A 19,092-nucleotide genomic window follows, 5' to 3' on the forward strand; every position below is an offset into this window, starting at 1 on the left:
TCATTCCGCCGGCGCCGGGCCGGCCATTCCGCAAGGCCACGCACATGACGCAACCTCTCGTATTCATCGACGGCGACCAGGGCACCACCGGTCTGCAGATCCACGAACGCCTGCGCGGCCGCGCCGACCTGCGCCTGTTGACGCTGGCCGAAGCCGACCGCAAGGATCCCCGGCGCCGCGCCGACGCCATCAACGCCAGTGACATCGCGATTCTTTGCCTGCCCGACGAGCCGGCGCGCCAGGCAGTGGCGTCCATCGTCAATCCGCAGGTCCGGGTGATCGACGCCAGCTCGGCGCACCGCACCACCGCCGGCTGGGTGTACGGCTTCCCGGAAATGGAGGCGGAGCAGGCGCAGCGCATTGCCCAGGCCAAGCGCGTCACCAACCCCGGCTGCTATCCCACCGGCGCGATCGCCTTGTTGCGGCCGCTGGTGCGGGCGGGCCTGGTGCCGGCCGATTACCCGCTGACGGTGCATGCCGTGTCTGGCTATTCGGGCGGGGGACGCGCCAGCGTCGACGCCTATGAGGGCCCGGGCGCCAGCGGCGGATTGGCATTTCAGGTCTACGGGCTGGGGCTGGCGCACAAGCACACGCCGGAAATCGAGCGCCACGCCGGGTTGTCGCAGCGGCCGGTGTTCGTGCCGTCGTATGGCGCATTCCGCCAGGGCATCGTGCTGACGGTGCCGCTGCAACTGCGCCTGTTGCCGGACGGCGTCACGATCGCGCAGTTGCAGCAATGCCTGGCGCGGCATTACGCCGGCAGTCGCCATGTACAGGTGTTAACGCCGCAGGACGCGGCGGCGCAGACGCATCTGGATCCTCAGGCGCTCAACGGCACCAACGACCTGCGGCTGGCGCTGCATGGCAACGAACAGCATGGCCAGGTGCTGCTGACCGCGGTGTTCGACAACCTGGGCAAGGGCGCTTCGGGCGCGGCGGTGCAGAATCTGGACCTGATGCTGGAGGCGCTGGCGCTGGCCGAAGCCTGAAGCTCGCGGCCGCCGGGTTGGCGGGGCGGCCGCAAGCGGTTTGTCAGGGGTTTTCTGCTCAACTTGAGCGCCGATACCGTCGTCGGTCCGGTCCCCGGGGGACACTCATGAGCTTCGAAATCCTGCGGCGTACGCCGCTCTGGGTATGGGCGTTGTTCGCGTTCCTGCTGTATCGCGGCATCCGCGCGCTGCGTCCGCGGCAGGTGTCGGTGACGCGCACCTTCCTGCTGCCGGTGCTGTTCCTGGTGTGGGCGCTGGTGTCGATCCATGGCGAGGTCACGGATCTGCGAGCGGCTTATGAAGCGTTCTGCGCGGGTGTCGCGGCCGGCGGCGCGATCGGCTGGAACCTGTGGTCGCGCGTCGGCCGCGCCGCCTACCATCCCGAAACGCGGATGATCGAGCGGCCGGGTTCGCCCATTACCCTGGTGCTGCTGGTGCTGGCCTTCGTGTCCAAGTTCGTGCTGATGGCGATGCTGGCGCGGGACCACGGCCTGGCCGCCGACGCCGCCTTCTCGGCGGCCTTCGGCGGCGTGTCCGGATTGGTGGACGGCATGTTCTGGGGCGGCACGCTGTCGCAGATCTGGCACCTGCGGCACCTGGCGCTACGCCCGCCGCTGGCCCGGCGCTGACCCGGCCGCCGCCTCATTCCTTCACCCGCTCACCATTTCATTTCGCCCTTGGCCACCTTGGCGCTGATCTCCAGCGAGGCAGCGGCCCCGGCTTGCGGGTAGCGCGCGCGCATCGCCTGGATCAGCGCGGCGCTGTCCCTGGCCTGGGCGGCTTCGGCCTCGAAGGCGCGCAGGTAACCCTGGGTGTAATGCACCGATTCCAGCGTCAGCGGGGCGCCGGGAGCGTAATGGCCCGGCACCACGGTCGTGGGTTTGAGGCTGTCGATACGGGCCAGGGTTGCGAGCCAGTCGGCGCGCGATTGCGGCGTCTGCGTGTCGGCGGTCCACACATGCAGGTTGCCGAACACCACCACGCCGCCCACCACCGCCTTGCGCGAGGGGATCCAGACGAAGCTGCGATCGGGCTGCGGACCGTCCAGGCCGGTGATCCGCAAGGTTTCGCCTTCCAGGGTCAGGGTGTCGCCTTGCAACACTTGCGGAATGACCGCCTTGCGCGGCGCGTCGGCGCCCAGCTTGGGGCCCCAGAACGTCAGCTTGGCGTCCACGGTGTCGCGGATGTGGCGCACGGTGGGGGCGGTGGCCACGACCTTGGCCTGGGGGAAGGCTTCCAGAAGGGTGTCAAGCCCGAAATAGAAATCCGGGTCGCCATGGCTGATGTAGATGGTGGTGAGCGTCTTGCCGCTGGCGCGCACCAGCGCCACCAGTTGTTCGGCTTGTGACTTGCCGAACTGGGCGTCGATCAGGATCGCCTCGCGTTCGCCGCTGACCAGGACGGACGAGACCTGGAAGATGGCGTCGTTGCCCGGGTTGTAAGGGGTGATTGTCAGTTCGCCGGCGGCGGCCAGGCCGGGCATGGACAGCACGAGTGCCAGGCGGGGCAGCAGGCGGCGCAGGGAGGGCAGGGTGGACATGGCGGTTTCCTGGAAAAAGAGGGAATGACGGCAGTCTAGTTGCGCCATCCGGTCAGATAAACCGCAATTTATGGGTAAAACTGTTGCGTATAACGGTCATGTGGGTGGCGCCAGCGGCGTTTTTTCGCCGTCGGCGGGATCCGCCAGCGCGTCCACCACCAGCGTGCGCAGCCAGCGCGTGCCGGGATCGCTCTCGAAGCGCGCGTGCCAGTGCACGGTGACGCTCAGCGGCGGCAGCGTCAGCGGCAGCGGCCGGATCTCGAAAGCGTTGTCGCGGTTGAACCAGACCGCCGCGCGGTGCGGCAGGGTGACGGTCAGGTCGGTGCGCCGCACGATCTCGGCGGCGGCCGAGAAATGCGGCAGCGTCAGGTAGGGCTGGCGGTGCAGCCCGGCCTCGCCGAGCACATCGTCGAGCAGGCGGTGCGCGCTGGCGCGCGACGCCACCAGGATGTGGTCCAGGCGCTTGAACTGGCCGCGCGTCAATCCCGCCGACAGCACCGGATGGCCGCGCCGGCCCATGCAGGCGTAGCGCTCGCTGAACAGGTCGGCGTGGCGGGTGTGGCGGCCCAGGCCGGCCAGGTTGCCGATCGCCAGGTCGATCTCGCCGTCCTTGAGCGCCTGCGGCAGTTGTTCCAGTGGCACCTCGACCACCTCGACCCGCAGGCGCGGCGCCAGCGCGTGCACGCGCTCCATCAGGCTGGGCAGGAAAACCATTTCGCCGATGTCCGACATCGACAGGCGGAAGCGCCGCGCGCTGCTGGCGGGATCGAAATGCTGCCGCAGGCTGACGGCTTCGGCAAAGCTGTTCATGCCGCGCTCGATCGGGTCGGCCAGCGCGAAGGCCACCGGCGTGGGCCGCATGCCGGCGGGCGTGCGCACGAACAGCGGATCGTCGAATTTCTCGCGCAGCCTTGCCAGCGCATAGCTCACGGCGGGCTGCGTCAATTGCAGCCGCTGGGCCGCGCGGGTGACGCTGCGTTCGTGCAGCACAGTCAGGAAAACCCGCATGAGATTCAAGTCGAAGTCCACGCCTGCCCTTGTTATCAGTCTGGTTTATGCAATGAATAATACCCATAAATTTGACACATAAATAGTTGATTCCTAGACTAATTTTCACGAGCCGCGGCAGTGACCGTGCGGCCGCCGACAACAAGGGGAAGAGCACGTCATGCATGCATTGACTTTGCCGTCGCTGTTGCGCGACCAGGCGGCACGCCAGGGAACGCGGCCGTGGATCCAGGCGCCGGGCGGCGCGCTGCGTTACGCCGAGGCGCCCGAGCACGCGGCCCGCTGGGCGGCGCTGCTGGCCCAGGCCGGCGTGGGCCGTGGCGACCGCGTCGGCCTGATGGCCGGCAACCGCATCGAGTTCATGTCGCTGGTGCTGGGCTGCGGCTGGCTGGGCGCGGTGGCGGTGCCGATCAACACCGCGTCGCGCGGCATGCAGCTGCAGCACATCCTGGCCAACAGCGGCTGCGTGCTGCTGGTGGCCGACCGGGCCTCCTGTCCGGCACTGGCCGGCCTTGACGCCGCCGGCCTGGCGCTGCGCCAGATCTGGCTGCTGGACGATGGCGCGAACGACTCGGCCGCGATCACGCCCGGCCTGCCGGCGCCGGCCACCGCGCTGCCGGCCTTGCCGGACGCGCTCGCGCCCGAAGCCGACCTCGGCCCGGGCGACACCCTGGCGATCCTCTACACCTCCGGCACCTCGGGTCTGTCCAAGGGCGTGTGCTGCCCGCATGCGCAGTTCCACTGGTGGGGCGTCATCGCGGCCCGCAACCTGGAGATTGGCGCCGACGACGTGCTCTACACCAGCCTGCCGCTGTTCCATACCAACGCGCTGAACGCCTGTTTCCAGGCGCTGGCGACCGGCGCCTCGATCGTCTGCGACGAGCGCTTTTCGGTCAGCCGCTATTTCGAGCGGCTGGCGGCCACGGGCGCCACCGTCACCTATCTGCTGGGCGCGATGGTGCCGATGTTGCTGGCGCGTGAAACGTCGGCGGCCGAACGCGGCCACCGCACCCGCATCGCGCTGGCGCCGGGCGTGCCCGAACGCTTCCATGCCGTCTTCACCGAGCGCACCGGCATCGCGCTGCTGGAAGGCTACGGCTCCACCGAGACCAATTTCGCGCTGGGCGGCACGCTGGCTGAGCAGCGGCCGGGCGCCATGGGCCGGGTCGCGCCCGAGTTCGACGCCATTGTCGCGGACGAGCACGACGCGCCGCTGCCGGACGGCCAGGCCGGCGAACTGCTGCTGCGGGCGCGGCCGCCGTTCGCCATCGCCACCGGCTACTTCGGCATGGCCGACAAGACGGTCGAGGCCTGGCGCAACCTGTGGTTCCACACCGGCGACCGCGTGGTGCGCGACGCCGACGGCTACTTCCGCTTCCTGGACCGCATGAAGGACGCGATCCGCCGGCGCGGCGAAAACATTTCGTCGTACGAGGTCGAGCAGGTGCTGCTGGCGCATCCGTCGGTGGCGGTGGCGGCGGTCTACGCGGTGCGCTCGGAGCTGGCCGAGGACGAGGTCATGGCGGCGCTGGTCTGCAAGCCGGGCTGCGCGCTCACGCCCGAGGCGCTGCTGGATTTCTGCCAGCCGCGCATGCCGTATTTCGCCGTGCCGCGCTACCTGCGCATGCTGGATGACCTGCCGCGCACCGAGAACGGCAAGGTCCGCAAGTTCCGGTTGCGCGATGAGGGCGTGACGGGTGACACCTGGGATCGCGACGCCGCCGGCTACCGCGTGGCGCGCTGAATCCCGTCCATAGATAAAACAAGGGGCAAGAGCATGACGATGGCATACCAGGGCGCGGCGCAGAGCGCCGACGAGCAGGCCCGCAGGAAGCGCACGCGGCGGGTGGTGATGGCGTCCGTCGCCGGCAACGCGATGGAGTGGTACGACTTTTTCATCTACGGCACGGCGGCGGCGCTGGTGTTCGGCGAACTGTTCTTTCCCAAGGGCACCGATCCGCTGCTGGGCACCATGGGCGCCTTCGCCGGCTTTGCGGTGGGCTTTCTGGCGCGGCCGCTGGGCGGCGTGGTGTTCGGCCACATCGGCGACCGCTATGGCCGCAAGCTGGCGCTGGAATGGACGCTGGGCATCATGGGCGCGGCCACCTTCCTGATCGGGCTGTTGCCCACCTATGAGCAGATCGGCATCTGGGCGCCGGTGGCGATGGTGGTGCTGCGCGTGCTGCAAGGCGCGGCCGCCGGCGGCGAATGGGGCGGCGGCGTGCTGCTCATCAGCGAGGCGGTGGGCGGCAAGCGCCGCGGCTACTTTTCGTCGTTCAGCCAGTTGGGCGTGGCGGGCGGCTTTGTGTTGTCTTCCGGCGTTTTCATGCTGGCGCAGCAACTGCCGCAGGAGGCCTTCATGAGCTGGGGCTGGCGCCTGCCGTTCCTCCTGAGCGTGCTGATCTTCGGCATCGGCCTGTACATCCGCAAGCACATCCCGGAAAGCGACGAATTCGTGCAGGCCAGGAAGACCGCCAAGCGCGGCATGCCGGCGGTGGAAGTGTTCCGCCGCTATCCGCGCCAGGTGTTCACGGCCATGGGGCTGCGCGTGGCGGAGAACGGCGGCTCGTACATCTTCCTGGCGTTCGCGCTGGCCTACGGCAAGTTCCTGGGCATTCCCAATGACGTGATGCTGGGCGGGGTGCTGGCGTCCATGTTCATCGAGCTGGGCACGCTGGTGTGGTTCGGCCACCTGTCGGACCGCATCGGCCGGCGCGCCGTCTACCTGATCGGCTCGGCCGGGTTGATGCTGGCGGCGTTTCCGTTCTTCTGGCTGGTGCAGACCAAGGAGCCGGTGTGGATCTTCCTGGCGTTCTTTCTGGGCAATACGGTCTGTCACGCGGCCATGATCGGCACCCAGCCGGCGTACTTCGCCGAGCTGTTCCCGGCCGAGGTGCGCTACACCGGCCTGGCGCTGGGCCACGAGCTGGCCTCGGTGTTCGCCGGCGGCCTGTCGCCGCTGATCGCCATGGCGCTGCTGCGCAAGTATGAATCGGCCACGCCGGTGGCGTGGTTCCTGGTGGGGATGGCCGCCATTACGGTCATCACCTTGCTGCTGACGCGCGAACCGCCGCGCCAGGAATCGGCATGAGCGCCGGTCCCGGCATCGTCGGCGTGGGCGAGACGCCCGCGCTGCGCCATCCCGAGCCTGGCTGCGACACGGCCACGCTGATCGCGCGGGCGGTGCGGCTGGCGCTGGACGACGCCGGGTTGCGGCCGGCGGACGTCGACGGCCTGGGGCTGGCCTCGTTCACGCTGCGCCCCGACCGCGCCATCGACATGGCGTGGTGGCTCGGGCTGACGCTGGACTGGTGCATGCAGGACGAGATGGGCGGCGCCAGCGCCATCAATATGCTGCGCCACGCCTGGCTGGCGCTGCGGGCCGGGCAGGCGCGCACCATCGTGCTGGTGGCGGGCGACCATTTCAGCGGCGCCGACTTTGCCGCGCTGGTGGGGCGCTACAACCGCAGCGCGCAGGATTACCTGAGCCCGCTGGGCTGCGCCGGGCCGAACCCGCTGTTCGCCATGCTGACGCAGCGCCAGATGGCGCAAACCGGCCTGCGGCGCGAGGATTATGGCGCGCTGTGCGTGGCGCAGCGCGCCTGGGCGGCGGGCAATCCCAACGCTGCGTATCGCCAGCCGCTGACGCTGGGGCAGTACCTGGAGGCGCCGATGGTGGCCGAGCCGCTGGGCCGGCTCGATTGCGTGCCGGTGGTCAGCGGCGCCTGCGCGCTGGTGCTGCAGGCGCGGCCGCAAGGCGTGCACGTCGCGCTGCGGGCCAGCGGCGCGCGCTACAACGCCGACCAGCAGGAAGGCGACGGGCTGGTGACCGGCATCGCCGGGTTCGCGCCCGTGCTGTGGGCCGAGGCTGGCCTCGGGCCGCAAGACATGGACGTGGTCGGCGTGTACGACGATTACCCGGCCATGGCCGTGGCGCAGTTGTGCGACCTGGGCCTGGCGCCGGCGGACGACCTGCCGGGGTTCATTGCGCGCCGCATCGCCACGCGCGAGTTGCCGGTCAATACGGCGGGCGGCCAGTTGTCGGCGGGACAGGCCGGCACGGCCGGCGGCATGCATGGGCTGGCGGAAGTGGCGCGCCAATTGCTGGGCCGCGCCGGCGCGCGGCAGGTGGCGGGCGCGCGCCACGGCGTGGCGACCGGCTACGGCATGGTGCAGCTGCGCTACGGCATGTGCGCCAACGCGGCGGTATTGGCCAGGGAGGACGCATGAGTTTCAGCGTGATGGAATGCGCACAGTGCGGGCACCGGGTCTACCCGGCGCGGCTGTGGTGCCCGGCGTGCGGACACGAGCGGGCGCGCGAGGTGGCGGTGGAGCAAGCTGAACTGCTGGCGTGGACCCGGGTGCCGGGCAAGGGCGGCGACGCCGACGGCGTCTTCGCTACCGTCAATGCGCTGCCGCGCGGGCCGCTGCTGGTGGTGCGCCTGGCGGATATGCCGCAAGGGGTGGGGCAGCGGCTGCGCTTGTCGACAAGGACGGCGCACGGAGCGGCGCTGCCCTGGGCGCAAGCGTTGCCCCAAGGCGACGCGGTGCCGGGCGAGGGCTGACAGCCCGGAATCGGCCTTGGCGTGAGCGCGCCGATCAGCGCTGCCCGTCGACCGCGCGGATCGATTGCAGCCGTTGCGCCAGCGCGGCGGTCGACAGTTCGCCGACGCGCACGTCCATCAGCCGGCCTTCGGCATCGAGGAACAGGGTCGCGGGCAGACCGCGGTTGCTCATCTGGCGCGAGGCGTCGCCGGCGGGATCGAGCAAGGCGTTGGCAAGCGATGGCGCGTGCTCATCCAGGTATTGGCGGACGGTGGCCGCCGCTTCACCCTGGTTCAGAAAGACGAAATGGATGTCGGGGTTGGCCGCCTGCGCCTGCTCGAAGGCCGGCATCTCGCGGCGGCACGGCGGGCACCAGCTGGCCCACAGGTTCACAACCATCGGCTTGCCGTGAAAGGCGGCCAGGGAGGCGGGCGCGCCATCCAGCTGGTGCAGCGACAGGGCCGCCAGCTCTGGCTGGGGCTGCGCCGATGGCGTCAGCAGGCGGCCGCCGCCGAGCCAGACCGCCGTGCCCAGCGCCATCGCGACCAACACGGCGCGGCGTGGAGCGAGTTGGCGCAGCACGGCGTAGGCGCCGTAAGCCAGCGCCGCGGCCAGTCCGGCGGAACCGGCCCAGCCGCCGTCGCGCAGGTCGAGAATCCTGAGCGGGGCCTGCAGGAAGTGATCGCGGTATTGCCAGACGAAGGCCAGCCGCGCCGCCAGCAGGCCCAGCAGCAGGCAGCGCCACAAGACGCGGCTGGCGTCCTCGGCGCGCGCGCCGGCCAGCAGGCGGCTGGCGAGCAGGCCGACGGCGACGGCGGCCGCCAGCAGCGCGAGCTCGATCGGAAACACCAGGGGGCCAAGACGGAGGGCGGGACTCATGCGGCGCGCTCCCGACGCGCGGCCGCGCCGGGGCGGCCGTTGCTGCGAAATTCCATGGCGTGATGCGAGTAGGGACAAGCTCCAAGCCTAGCACGCCGTTGCGATATGCTTGGACATCCTTCCTCGCCGTCGTGTGCCCTCGATGAAATCGCTGCCTTCGCTGTTGCCCCTGATCCAAGCGCCGATGGTCGGCTCTTTCAGCCCGCTGACCATCGCCGCATGCCGCGCCGGGGCCCTCGGCTCGCTGGCCTGCGCGGCGCTCGGCGCGGACGCGCTGCGCGAGCAGATCGCCGCGATCCGCGCGCAGACCGATGCGCCGTTCAACCTGAATTTCTTCAGCCACACTCCGCCCGCGCCCGACGAGGCGGCCCAGGCCCGCTGGCGCGAGACGCTGGCGCCGTACTACCGCGAGGCCGGGCTGGACCTGTCGGCCGCCGGCAGCGGCCCGGGCCGCGCGCCGTTCGACGACGCCATGTGCCAGGTGGTCGAGGAATCGCGCCCGGCGGTGGTGAGCTTTCATTTCGGCCTGCCGGACGACGCGCTGCTGGAGCGGGTGCGGCGCGCCGGCGCCATGGTGCTGTCCTCCGCCACCACCGTCGAGGAGGCGCGCTGGCTCGACGCCCGCGGCGTGGACGCCATCATCGCCCAGGGCGTGGAGGCGGGCGGCCATCGCGGCATGTTCCTGACCGATGACATCGGCGCGCAGCCGGGCCTGTACGCCTTGCTGCCGCAGGTAGTGGACGCGGTGGGCGTGCCGGTGATCGCGGCCGGCGGCATCGCCGACGGGCGTGGCATCGCCGCGGCCTTCGCGCTGGGCGCGGCGGCCGCGCAACTGGGCACCGCCTATCTGCTGACGCCGCAGGCCGGCCGTTCGGCCATCCATCGCCAGGCGGTGCTGGCCGCGCGCGACGATGCCACGCGCCTGACCAATCTGTACACCGGCCGCCCGGCGCGCGGGCTGCTGACGCGCTTCATGCGCGAACAGGGGCCGATGAGCGCGGCGGCGCCGGCGTTTCCGCTGGCGACCGGGGCGGTCGATCCGCTGCGGGCGGCGGTGGAAAAGACCGGCAGCGGGGATTTCTCGCTGCTGTGGTCGGGCGAGGCGGCCGCGCTGGCGCGCGAGACCGACGCCGAGGCGCTGACCCGCCAGTTGTGGGACGATGCGCTCGACTGCGCGGCCGGCCTGCGCGGGGGCATGGCGGCGCGGGCCGGCTAGGGCCTCGCGGCCTGTCCGGGTTGGCGAATGTGCCGGCGGGCGGCGGCCTGGGCGTTGACGCCGTTGGGGGCGGGCAACCCGTCCCCTGGCAGGATCTTGTCCGGCGCTATCGCTTGGCCCTATATATGGCCACGATGAAACACATATTTCCAGGGACGCTAAAATAACCGGCTCGCGGCTTTCGTCGAGCCCTCCGGCCTTCTTCATTCCTGCGCCTCGCGCCCTCGATAAATATGAAAAAACTGACTGCTGTTCTTCTCGTGTCCGCCACCACGATGCTGACCGCCTGCGGCCCGTCCGACAACGCGCCGGCCGCCAGCGCGCAGGCCCCGGCCGCCGCCCGCAAGGTCGTCGTCGGTTTGGACGACAATTTCCCGCCCATGGGTTTCCGCGACGCCAACAACCAGATCGTCGGTTTCGACGTCGACATGGCCAAGGAAGCCAGCAAGCGCCTGGGCCTGGAAGTCGAATTCAAGCCGATCGACTGGAGCGCCAAGGAAGCCGAGCTGAACGGCAAGCGCGTCGACGTGCTCTGGAACGGCCTGACCATCACCGAAGAACGCAAGAAGAACATCAGCTTCACGGCCCCCTACATGGCCAACCACCAGATCATCATCGTCGGCAATGCCTCGCCGGTGAAGGCCAAGGCCGATCTGGCCGGCAAGGTGGTCGGCGCCCAGGACGGCAGCAGCGCCACCGACGCCATCGCCAAGGACCCGGTCGCCGGCAGCATCAAGGAAGTCAAGAAGTTCGGCGACAACGTCACCGCGCTGATGGACCTGGCCGCCGGCCGCCTGGACGCCATCGTGGTCGACGAAGTGGTGGGCCGCTACCTGATCAGCAAGCGCGCCGGTGAATACCGCGTGCTGGACGACAACTTCGGCACCGAAGACTACGGCGTCGGCGTGCGCAAGGACGACACCGAGCTGCTGGCCAAGCTCGACAAGACCCTGGACTCGATGAAGCAGGACGGCACCGCCGGCCGCATCGCCACCCAGTGGTTCGGCGCCAACATCGTCAAGTAAGCTTCAGGGAAACGCCCGGACCGCGCCGCGGTCCGGGCGTTTTTCAGTCCGGCGATTGCCCGCGCCGCCCATCCCGCTCCTGATTTCTCCCGCCGGCAAGGCGCCCACCCATCCGCATGGACTACGTACTCTCCCTCCTGGGACCCCTGGCGCAAGGCGCGAAAGTGACCTTGACGCTGTTCTTCATCACGCTGGCGCTGGCCGTGCCGCTGGGCCTGGTGCTGGCGCTGCTGCGGATCTCCAAGTGGGGCTTCGTCAGCCAGCTGGTCAACGGCTACATCTGGCTGATGCGCGGCACGCCGCTGATGCTGCAGATGCTGTTCATCTACTTCGCGCTGCCGTTCGTGCCGGTGGTGGGGGTGCGCCTGCCCGACTTCCCGGCGGCGGTGGTGGCGTTCGCGCTGAACTACGCGGCCTATTTCGCCGAGATCTTCCGCGCCGGCATCCAGTCGGTGGACCGCGGCCAGTACGAGGGCAGCAAGGTGCTGGGCATGACCTACCTGCAGACGCTGCGCCGCATCGTGCTGCCGCAGATGGTGCAGCGGGTGCTGCCGCCCATGAGCAACGAGACCATCACGCTGGTCAAGGACACCTCCCTGATCTACGTACTGGCGCTCAACGATATCCTGCGCACCGCGCGCGGCATCGTGCAGCGCGACTTCACGACCACGCCGTTCCTGGTCGCGGCCGCCTTCTATCTCATCATGACGCTGGTGTTGACGTGGTTCTTCCAGCGTATGGAAAAGCGCTATGCCAAATACGACCAGTAATCCGTCCGCCGGCGGTCGCGGCGCCATGATCTCGGCGCGCGGCATCGTCAAGTCGTTCGGCGCCAACCGGGTGCTGGACCAGGTCTCGCTGGAACTGGGCAAGGGCGAGGTGGTGGCGGTGATCGGGCCGTCGGGCTCGGGCAAGAGCACCTTCCTGCGCTGCCTGAACCACCTGGAAACCATCGACGACGGCACCATCGAGATCGAGGGCGAAGCCCTGGCCACGGCGGTGCCGGGCGGCCAGAGCCGCTACGCCAGCGACGGCGACGTGCGCCGCATCTGCCGCAAGATGGGCATGGTGTTCCAGTCGTTCAACCTGTTCCCGCACATGACGGTGCTGCAGAACATCATCGAAGCGCCCATGATCGTCAAGGGCATGCCGCGCGCCGCCATCGTGCCCAAGGCCGAGGAATTGCTGCGCAAGGTCGGCCTGCTGAACAAGCGCGACAACTATCCCACGCGCCTGTCCGGCGGCCAGAAGCAGCGCGTGGCCATCGCCCGCGCGCTGGCGATGGAGCCGGACATCATGCTGTTCGACGAGCCGACCTCGGCGCTCGACCCCGAGCTGACCGGCGAAGTGCTGCGCACCATGCGCCAGCTGGCCGACGAGCACATGACCATGCTGGTCGTGACCCACGAAATGGGTTTCGCCCGCGAAGTGGCGCACCGCGTCATCTTCATGGACGAGGGCCGCATCGTCGAAGAGGCGCCTTCCGCCGACTTCTTCCGCGCGCCCCAGCATCCGCGCAGCCGCGAGTTCCTGGCGCACATGCTGTAAGGGCGGTATCGGCGTCGGGCGGCTTGCCGCCGTCCTGGCGCCGCCAGCGCGCCGGTCTCAGCCCTGGCCGCCGCGCCGGGGCACGACCATGGGGCTGCCGGTCTCCGGATCCGGCAGCACCCGGCATTCCAGATCGAACACCTGCCGCATGGCGTCCTCCGTGACCACCTGGCGCACCTCGCCCTGCGCCGCGATGGCGCCGGCCCGCATCATGACGACGCGATCGGCATAGCGGAACGCCAGGTTCAGGTCGTGCAGCACCACCACCAGCGTGCGCCCGGCGCGGTGCAGGCGGGCGCACAGCTCCAGCAGGTCGATCTGGTGGCGGATGTCCAGAAACGTGGTGGGCTCGTCCAGCAACATGATGCCGGCGTCCTGCGCCAGCACCAGCGCCAGCCAGGCGCGTTGGCGCTGGCCGCCGGACAGCGTGTGCACGGGATGATCGGCCAGGTCCGCCAGGTCGGTATCGGCCAGCGCCGCGTCGACCGCCCGGGCGTCGGCGGGCGACCACTGCCGCAACAGGGTCTGGTGCGGATAGCGGCCGCGCGCCACCAGGTCGCGCACCGTGATCATTTCCGGGGCCAGCGGGTTCTGCGGCAGATAGGCCAGGCGCCGCGCCACGGCCTTGCGCCGCAGGCTGGCCAGGTCGGCGCCGTCCAGCAGCGCCTGGCCCTGGCTGGGCGCCAGCGCGCCGCCGAGCACGCGCAGCAGCGTGGACTTGCCGCAGCCATTGGGGCCGACCACCGCCGTGAACGCGCCCGGCGCGACCGCCAGCGACAGGTCGCGCAGCACGGCCGTGTCGCCGTAGGACAGGCTGACCTGCCGCAGTTGCAGCGCCGACGGCGCGTCGGCCGGATCGTTCAGGTGGAGGTCTTGCGCCATTCGAGCACCAGCAGAAATGCGAGATAGACACCGCCGATGCCGGCGGTCAGGACACCCACGGGCAGGCCGTTGGGGCCGGCCAGGCGGGTCAACAGGTCGGCGCCGGCCAGCAGCACCGCGCCGGTCAGGGCCGCCAGCAGGGGTTGCGGCCCGCTGGCCGGCACGCAGCGCCGCGCGATCTGCGGCGCCGCCAGCGCGACGAAGGCCACCGGACCGGCCACCGTGACCGCCGCCGCGGCCGCCAGCACCGCCACCAGCGTGGCGGCCAGCCGGCTGCGCGATGGCGTGGCGCCGAGGGCCTGGGCCAGATCGTCGCCCATCTCCAGCAGCCGCAGGCGGGCGCACAGCGCCAGCCCGAGCGGCAGCAACAGGGCGCCGGCCGCCCCGATCAGGGCGACGTCGGTCCAGGTCTTGCCGGCCAGGCTGCCATTGAGCCAGGCCGCGGCCAGGTAGGCCTGTTCGCGCCGCAGGTTGGACAGGCCGTATTGCACGAAGGCGAAGGCGATCGCGCCGACGGCGATGCCGGCGATGACCATGCGCTGGGGCGCGGCGAAGCCGGCGCCGGAGCCGAACCAGACGCCGGCCGTGGCCAGCAGCGCGCCCGCCGCCGCGCCCCAGGCCACCGGCATCAGCCCGGGCCAGACCATGGCCACGGCCACCGCGCCCGCGGACGCGCCGGCCGTCAGGCCGATGACGTCGGGACTGCCCAGGGGGTTGCGGGTGAGGCTCTGGAACAGCGCGCCGGACAGGCCCAGCGCGGCGCCGGCGCCCAACGCCGAGAGGGCGCGCGGCAGGCGTACGGTATGCACCAGCCATTGCTCCATGGCGCCGCCGGCGCCTTGCAGCGCTTGCCACAACGCGCTCCAGGACAGCCCGGGATCGCCGGCCCGCACCGTCGTGGCGAGCACGGCGCCGGCCAGCGCCAGCAGCAGCACAGCATAGGCCGGCGCGCGCGGCGCGACGGGCCAGGCGAGCCAGTTGCCGGCGCGCAGCAGGCGCGCTGGTTGCGCGATCAGGCGCGGCGTTGCGCGGGTCATGCCAGGCTCCGCGGCCGGCTGCGCAGGGCCGCCAACAGGAAGGGCGCGCCGATGAACGCCACGACCACGCCCGTCAGCAGTTCGGCGGGCGCGCGCAGCAGCCGCGCCAGGATGTCCGCGATCAGCATCAGCAGCGGACCCAGCACCGCGCAGTAGGCCAGCAGCCAGCGCAGGTCCGGTCCGGCCACGCGCCGGGCCATGTGCGGCACCGCCAGGCCGACGAAGGCGATGGGGCCGGCGGCGGCGGTGGCGGCCGCGGCCAGCATCGCCACGCACAGCAGGCCCAGCAGGCGGCACAGGCTGGTCCGCAGCCCGAGCGCCTGCGCCAGCGCGTGGCCCAGCGCCAGCAGGTTGAGCGGCCGCGCCAGCGCGGCGGCCAGCAGCAGGCCGATGCCGATGTAGGGCGCGGCGCGCCATGCCGCATCGAGCGATTGGCCCGCCAGCGATCCCACGGCCCAGAAGCGGTAGGCATCGAAGATGTCGTCGCGCAACAGCGCCACCGCCTGCACATAGGCGAACAGCACCGCGTTGACGGCGGCGCCGGCCAGGATCAGCCGCACCGGTTGCAGTCCGCGGCCGCCGGCCCCGATCAGGTACACCGCCGCCGCGGCACCCAGCGCGCCGGGCAGCGCGGCCCAGAACGGATGCGCCGGCAGGCCGCCCAGGGCCAGCGCCGTGGTGACGATGGAGGCGGCCGCGCCGGCATTGACACCCAGCAGGCCCGGCTCGGCCAGCGGATTGCGGGTCAGCGCCTGGATCAGCGCGCCGGCAACCGCCAGGGCCGCGCCGGTCAGCACGGCCAGCAGGGTGCGCGGAATGCGCGAGGCCACCACCAGCGCCGCGTGGCTGTCGTCGGGCTGCAGCAGCGCGCGCCAGACCGTGGCCGCCGACAGGCCGCGCGAGCCGAGCCACAGGCTTGCCAGCGCGGCGGCGGCCAACAGCATACAGGCGCCCAGCAGCAGTGGCGCGCGCAGGCGTGGGCTGTGGGAGGGCGGGCTATCGACGCGCGCCGCGCGGGGCTGGCGCGGCGGCATCAGGGCGCGGCTCCGCCGGCCTGGGCACGACGCGCGGCCTGCGCCAGTTGCGGCGCCAGCCGGTCCAGCATCCAGGCCACCGCCAGCGGCGTGCCGGAGGACGAGGCCATGACCAGCGCCGGGTCGCTCAGCGCCACGTAGGCGCCGCGCCGCACCGCGGCAATCGAGGCATACAGGGGCAGGGCCGCGGCGCGGTCGCGCTCTTCCGGGGTGTAGAACCAGGACACCAGGATGTCGGCGTCGCCGAGCGCATCGGCGTGCTCGAAGCCCAGGTAGTGGGCGAAATGCCCGGCGCTGGCATGCAGGCCGCGCACCGACGGCGCCAGGGTCAGGCCCATGGCCGTGAGCGTATCGACGCGCGGATCGCCGGCGACGTAGGCGGCGAAGTTGCCCGAGCCCAGGTCGGCGCGCACATAGGCGAAGGTCTTGCCGGCCAGTTCGGGGTAGCGGCGCGCGGCCTGCGCCAGCGCGTCGTGGATGCGCGCCTTGAGCGGCCCGGCGGCCTCGCGCCTGCCGAGCGCCCTGGCGATCAGGTCGATCTGCGTGTCCACCGGGGTCAGGAACGGCTGGCCGGGATAGGCCACCACCGGCACCAGCCGCGACAGTTGCGCGTAGGCCTCGGGCGTGACGCCGGAGAACGGCGCCAGCACCACGTCCGGGCGCAAGGCGATGATCTTTTCGATATCCAGTTCGGGGTAAACCGTGATGCGCTCGGGCAGGGGCTGGCCGGTGGCCTCGATGGCGGCGCGCACCCAGGGCCAGTAATGGTCGGCGTCGCCGCCCCAGTCGGCGCGGCCCACGCCCACCGGCACCACGCCCAGCGCCAGCGCCAGGTCGTCGGCGCCCAGGCCCAGGGTGACGACGCGCCGGGGCGGAGTGGTGATGACCGCCTTGCCGAGCGCGCTGTCGAGCGTCACCGGAAAACCGCCAGCCGGCGCATCGGCGCCGTCGCGCGGCGCGGGGCCGGCCGCGTTCGCGGCGGGGGTGGGCGCCGCCGTGGCGGCGGGCGGCGCGGTCCGGTCGCAGGCCGACAGGGTGCAGGCCATGGCCAACGCCGCCGCGCACAGGGCGGCGCGGCGGCGCCAGGGCACCGCGGTGAATCGATGCAAACGCATTGTGCCGGGAAGCTCCTTGGTGGGTCGTCAGCCGCCGCTTCAGTACTGCGCGCGCAGCGTCAGCATGACGTTGCGCGGCGCGCCATACCAGCCCTGGCTGTAGAAGCCGATCTGGTCGTAGTACTTGCGGTCGAACACGTTGTTCAGGTTGAGGGTGGCCGAGACCTGCTTGCTGAAGTCGAAGCGGGCCATCAGGTTGACCAGCGCGTAGCTGCCTTGCTCCACGTCCACATTGCCGCGCGGGCTGGCGGCCGAGCGGTAGATGCGGCTTTGCCAGTCGACGCCGCCGCCCACGGTCAGGCGGTGCAGATCGCCCGGCAGGCGGTAGGTGGTGTAGACCTTGAACAGGCTGCGCGGATGGCTGGTGTTGATCGGCTTGCCGTCGGCGTCCTTGGCGGTGAAGTGGGTGTAGCTGGCGCCGAGGTTCCAGCCGGGCATGAGCTGGCCGCTGGTCTCCAGTTCGAAGCCTTCGACCTTGGCGCCGGAGACGGCGCGGTAGGCCTGGGTGCCGGGCATGCCGATGACCGACTCGCCCGGGATGGCCTGTGCCAGGTTGTTCTGGCGCGTCTGGTACAGCGACGCGGAGGCGTTCAGCAAGCCGTCCAGGTAGGCCGCCTTCAGGCCGACCTCGTAGCTCTTGCCGTCGATCGGCGGCAGGATCGAGCCGCTGGGCGAACGGGCGTTCTGCGGCTGGAAGATCTCCGTGTAGCTGGCGTAGGCCGTGTAGGTGCTGTTGATGTCGTACAGCAGGCCGGCGTAGGGCGTGAACTGGTCGTTGATCTTGTACTGGCGCTTGCTGCCGAAGTAGGTCTGGTTGGTTTCCCAGTTGCTCCAGCGTCCGCCCAGGATCAGGTGCAGCGGATCGGCCAGCGAGAAGCGGCCCACCGCGTAGGCGCCGGTCTGCTTGACGCGAAGGTCGTCCGCCGGCGTCTTGTTGGCGGCCCAGGTGGGCTCGACGACGTGATCCTGGCGCCAGTCGAAGAAGCTGCCCAGCGCGGGCTTGGCGCCGGTCTGCAGGTACTGGCCGATATTGCTGTGGTCGTTGACGCTCATCCAGCCCAGCGCCAGTTCGTGCTTGCGCCCGAACAACTGGAACGGGCCCGACACCGTCAGGTGGATGTCATCGCGCGAGCGGTCGCCATCATAGTTGTTGTACGCGCTGGTCATGCCGGCGCCCGTGACGCGGTCGGGGTAGCCGCCGCGGAACAGCTGCTTCATGCGGTAGTCGCCGTCGTTGTGGCTGTAGGCCGCGCGCACCTTCCAGTCATTGGCGAAGCGATGCGTCAGGTCGACGAAGGTGGTGGTGGATTCGGTGTCGATGCGGGCCCAGCGGGTGTTGTTGGCCACCGAGCGGTTGAAGTCGGTGCGCGAGCCGTCGCTGTAGAACAGCGGAAAGCCGCTGCCGAAACCGTTGCTCTGGTTGCGGGAATACTCGATGCCGGCGGTCAGCACCGTGTCCGGCGTGAGGTCGGCGCTGATGACCCCGTAGAAGGTGCGCTTGCGCGAATCCAGGAAGGTCACGTAGCTGTCGCCCTGGTCATAGGCGGCGACGAAGCGCGAGCGGATGCGGCCGCCTTCGGTGACCGGCACCGACAGGTCCAGGTTGCCGCCGACCTGGTTCCAACTGCCGGCGCTGGCGCTGCCGGACAAGGCGAACTCGCGCAACGGCTTCTTGCGGATGAAGTTGACGGCGGCCGACGGATTGCCTGAACCGGTCATCAGGCCGGTGGCGCCGCGCACGATCTCGACGCGGTCGTAGATGGCCGAGTCGATGTCGGTGGCGCCGTAGTTCCACAGGCTGAGGATGGGCGAGTTCAGGCCGTCGAACTGGAAGTTGTCGATATCGAAGCCGCGCGACGAGAACGCAAAGCGGTTGCTGTCGTTGCGCGAGACCGAGATGCCCGGCGCGCTGGCCAGGATCGCGCCGGTGTCGCGCAGTCCCTGGTCCTCGATCTGCTGGCGCGTCACCACGCTGACGGACTGCGGCGTCTCGCGCGGCGACAGCGTCAGGCCGGTGGCCGTGCTCATGGCATCGGTGGTGTAGGAATGGCTGCCTTCGGTGGTGCCCGGGATGCCGGCGCCGCTGACGGTGACGGCGGGCAGTTGCGCCACATCGCCGCTATCGGCGCTGGCGGCGCTCTGGGCGGTGGCTTGCTGGTGGGTAAGGGCGGAGCAGAACAGGGCCGTCTGAATCGCGTAGACAAGGGGGCGCACCCGGCGCGGACGCGCGGCGGGCAGGGGCGGTACGAACGGCATGAGGACAAGCTCCAGCGG

General features: G+C 70.6%; 18 protein-coding genes. 10 read left to right on the forward strand and 8 right to left on the reverse strand.

The window, feature by feature from the left end; all coding sequences use genetic code 11:
- Positions 1–44: 44 nt before the first annotated feature.
- Both argC and ABFG95_RS27740 read left to right on the forward strand, forming a co-directional pair.
- Positions 45–989: an N-acetyl-gamma-glutamyl-phosphate reductase gene (gene argC, locus ABFG95_RS27735; protein WP_312486682.1), complete on the forward strand. Its 945-nt coding sequence runs from the start codon at positions 45–47 to the stop codon at positions 987–989.
- A gap of 107 nt (positions 990–1,096) precedes the next feature.
- Entirely contained in the window at positions 1,097–1,618 is a 522-nt protein-coding gene (locus tag ABFG95_RS27740) for a DUF6622 family protein (protein WP_238909306.1), read from the forward strand.
- A 29-nt stretch (positions 1,619–1,647) separates the two neighbouring features.
- Here ABFG95_RS27740 and ABFG95_RS27745 read toward each other — a convergent pair whose 3' ends face one another.
- Complete coding sequence (locus ABFG95_RS27745; protein WP_348995168.1) at positions 1,648–2,529, reverse strand: MBL fold metallo-hydrolase; 882 nt, start codon at positions 2,527–2,529, stop codon at positions 1,648–1,650.
- Between the two features lie 96 nt (positions 2,530–2,625).
- Entirely contained in the window at positions 2,626–3,558 is a 933-nt protein-coding gene (locus ABFG95_RS27750; protein WP_348995169.1) for a LysR family transcriptional regulator, read from the reverse strand.
- A gap of 139 nt (positions 3,559–3,697) precedes the next feature.
- Between ABFG95_RS27750 and ABFG95_RS27755 the strand changes: the two genes are divergently transcribed.
- The 4 genes from ABFG95_RS27755 to ABFG95_RS27770 are packed head-to-tail and all read left to right on the forward strand — an operon-like array spanning position 3,698 to position 8,102.
- Positions 3,698–5,281, forward strand: a complete 1,584-nt coding sequence (locus ABFG95_RS27755; RefSeq protein ID WP_263900877.1) for an ATP-dependent acyl-CoA ligase — start codon at positions 3,698–3,700, stop codon at positions 5,279–5,281.
- A gap of 33 nt (positions 5,282–5,314) precedes the next feature.
- Positions 5,315–6,628 carry an MFS transporter gene (locus tag ABFG95_RS27760; RefSeq protein WP_348995170.1) on the forward strand — a complete coding sequence of 438 codons (1,314 nt, stop codon included), beginning with the start codon at positions 5,315–5,317 and terminating at the stop codon, positions 6,626–6,628.
- Positions 6,625–7,767 carry a thiolase family protein gene (locus tag ABFG95_RS27765; RefSeq protein ID WP_348995171.1) on the forward strand — a complete coding sequence of 381 codons (1,143 nt, stop codon included), beginning with the start codon at positions 6,625–6,627 and terminating at the stop codon, positions 7,765–7,767. Before ABFG95_RS27760 ends, ABFG95_RS27765 begins: the two co-directional genes overlap by 4 nt.
- Before the next feature lie 11 nt (positions 7,768–7,778).
- Positions 7,779–8,102: a hypothetical protein gene (locus ABFG95_RS27770; protein WP_238909325.1), complete on the forward strand. Its 324-nt coding sequence runs from the start codon at positions 7,779–7,781 to the stop codon at positions 8,100–8,102.
- 34 nt (positions 8,103–8,136) lie between these two features.
- Here ABFG95_RS27770 and ABFG95_RS27775 read toward each other — a convergent pair whose 3' ends face one another.
- On the reverse strand, positions 8,137–8,961 hold the full coding sequence (locus tag ABFG95_RS27775) for a TlpA disulfide reductase family protein (protein ID WP_348995172.1): 825 nt from the start codon (positions 8,959–8,961) through the stop codon (positions 8,137–8,139).
- A gap of 142 nt (positions 8,962–9,103) precedes the next feature.
- Here ABFG95_RS27775 and ABFG95_RS27780 point away from each other — a divergent pair, with 142 nt between their 5' ends.
- The 4 genes from ABFG95_RS27780 (at position 9,104) to ABFG95_RS27795 (ending at position 12,750) form a co-directional block, all read left to right on the forward strand.
- Positions 9,104–10,177 (forward strand): nitronate monooxygenase, encoded by a 1,074-nt coding sequence (locus ABFG95_RS27780; RefSeq protein ID WP_336729376.1) that lies wholly within the window; start codon positions 9,104–9,106, stop codon positions 10,175–10,177.
- A 233-nt stretch (positions 10,178–10,410) separates the two neighbouring features.
- Entirely contained in the window at positions 10,411–11,202 is a 792-nt protein-coding gene (locus ABFG95_RS27785) for an amino acid ABC transporter substrate-binding protein (RefSeq protein WP_049073911.1), read from the forward strand.
- Between the two features lie 116 nt (positions 11,203–11,318).
- Positions 11,319–11,972, forward strand: coding sequence for an amino acid ABC transporter permease (locus ABFG95_RS27790; protein ID WP_006384524.1), 654 nt, complete (start codon positions 11,319–11,321; stop codon positions 11,970–11,972).
- 25 nt (positions 11,973–11,997) lie between these two features.
- Entirely contained in the window at positions 11,998–12,750 is a 753-nt protein-coding gene (locus tag ABFG95_RS27795; protein ID WP_026383076.1) for an amino acid ABC transporter ATP-binding protein, read from the forward strand.
- Between the two features lie 57 nt (positions 12,751–12,807).
- Here the strand turns inward: ABFG95_RS27795 and ABFG95_RS27800 are convergent, their stop codons facing one another.
- Genes ABFG95_RS27800 through ABFG95_RS27820 form a run of 5 tightly spaced genes read right to left on the reverse strand, consistent with a single transcriptional unit; the run spans position 12,808 to position 19,074 of the window.
- Positions 12,808–13,632 carry an ABC transporter ATP-binding protein gene (locus ABFG95_RS27800; protein ID WP_063583522.1) on the reverse strand — a complete coding sequence of 275 codons (825 nt, stop codon included), beginning with the start codon at positions 13,630–13,632 and terminating at the stop codon, positions 12,808–12,810.
- Positions 13,611–14,669: an iron chelate uptake ABC transporter family permease subunit gene (locus ABFG95_RS27805; RefSeq protein WP_348995173.1), complete on the reverse strand. Its 1,059-nt coding sequence runs from the start codon at positions 14,667–14,669 to the stop codon at positions 13,611–13,613. The genes ABFG95_RS27800 and ABFG95_RS27805 overlap by 22 nt, the downstream gene beginning before the upstream one ends.
- A complete protein-coding gene (locus ABFG95_RS27810) occupies positions 14,666–15,703 on the reverse strand; it encodes an iron ABC transporter permease (RefSeq protein ID WP_348995174.1) in 1,038 nt (345 codons plus the stop codon). The genes ABFG95_RS27805 and ABFG95_RS27810 overlap by 4 nt, the downstream gene beginning before the upstream one ends.
- Positions 15,703–16,818: an ABC transporter substrate-binding protein gene (locus ABFG95_RS27815; RefSeq protein WP_348995175.1), complete on the reverse strand. Its 1,116-nt coding sequence runs from the start codon at positions 16,816–16,818 to the stop codon at positions 15,703–15,705. The genes ABFG95_RS27810 and ABFG95_RS27815 overlap by 1 nt, the downstream gene beginning before the upstream one ends.
- Before the next feature lie 39 nt (positions 16,819–16,857).
- Positions 16,858–19,074 (reverse strand): TonB-dependent siderophore receptor, encoded by a 2,217-nt coding sequence (locus ABFG95_RS27820; protein ID WP_348995176.1) that lies wholly within the window; start codon positions 19,072–19,074, stop codon positions 16,858–16,860.
- Positions 19,075–19,092: the final 18 nt, after the last annotated feature.

Origin of the sequence: Achromobacter sp. HNDS-1 (assembly GCF_040084795.1) — a bacterium.
Taxonomy (GTDB): Bacteria; Pseudomonadota; Gammaproteobacteria; order Burkholderiales; family Burkholderiaceae_B; genus Achromobacter; species Achromobacter ruhlandii.

Coding starts and splice junctions, on each gene's coding strand:
- argC (WP_312486682.1), top strand. CDS start 45: ATGACGCAACCTCTCGTATTCATCGACGGCGACCAGGGCACCACCGGT.
- ABFG95_RS27740 (WP_238909306.1), top strand. CDS start 1,097: ATGAGCTTCGAAATCCTGCGGCGTACGCCGCTCTGGGTATGGGCGTTG.
- ABFG95_RS27745 (WP_348995168.1), bottom strand. CDS start 2,529: ATGTCCACCCTGCCCTCCCTGCGCCGCCTGCTGCCCCGCCTGGCACTC.
- ABFG95_RS27755 (WP_263900877.1), top strand. CDS start 3,698: ATGCATGCATTGACTTTGCCGTCGCTGTTGCGCGACCAGGCGGCACGC.
- ABFG95_RS27760 (WP_348995170.1), top strand. CDS start 5,315: ATGACGATGGCATACCAGGGCGCGGCGCAGAGCGCCGACGAGCAGGCC.
- ABFG95_RS27765 (WP_348995171.1), top strand. CDS start 6,625: ATGAGCGCCGGTCCCGGCATCGTCGGCGTGGGCGAGACGCCCGCGCTG.
- ABFG95_RS27770 (WP_238909325.1), top strand. CDS start 7,779: ATGGAATGCGCACAGTGCGGGCACCGGGTCTACCCGGCGCGGCTGTGG.
- ABFG95_RS27775 (WP_348995172.1), bottom strand. CDS start 8,961: ATGAGTCCCGCCCTCCGTCTTGGCCCCCTGGTGTTTCCGATCGAGCTC.
- ABFG95_RS27780 (WP_336729376.1), top strand. CDS start 9,104: ATGAAATCGCTGCCTTCGCTGTTGCCCCTGATCCAAGCGCCGATGGTC.
- ABFG95_RS27785 (WP_049073911.1), top strand. CDS start 10,411: ATGAAAAAACTGACTGCTGTTCTTCTCGTGTCCGCCACCACGATGCTG.
- ABFG95_RS27790 (WP_006384524.1), top strand. CDS start 11,319: ATGGACTACGTACTCTCCCTCCTGGGACCCCTGGCGCAAGGCGCGAAA.
- ABFG95_RS27795 (WP_026383076.1), top strand. CDS start 11,998: ATGATCTCGGCGCGCGGCATCGTCAAGTCGTTCGGCGCCAACCGGGTG.
- ABFG95_RS27800 (WP_063583522.1), bottom strand. CDS start 13,632: ATGGCGCAAGACCTCCACCTGAACGATCCGGCCGACGCGCCGTCGGCG.
- ABFG95_RS27805 (WP_348995173.1), bottom strand. CDS start 14,669: ATGACCCGCGCAACGCCGCGCCTGATCGCGCAACCAGCGCGCCTGCTG.
- ABFG95_RS27810 (WP_348995174.1), bottom strand. CDS start 15,703: ATGCCGCCGCGCCAGCCCCGCGCGGCGCGCGTCGATAGCCCGCCCTCC.
- ABFG95_RS27815 (WP_348995175.1), bottom strand. CDS start 16,818: ATGCGTTTGCATCGATTCACCGCGGTGCCCTGGCGCCGCCGCGCCGCC.
- ABFG95_RS27820 (WP_348995176.1), bottom strand. CDS start 19,074: ATGCCGTTCGTACCGCCCCTGCCCGCCGCGCGTCCGCGCCGGGTGCGC.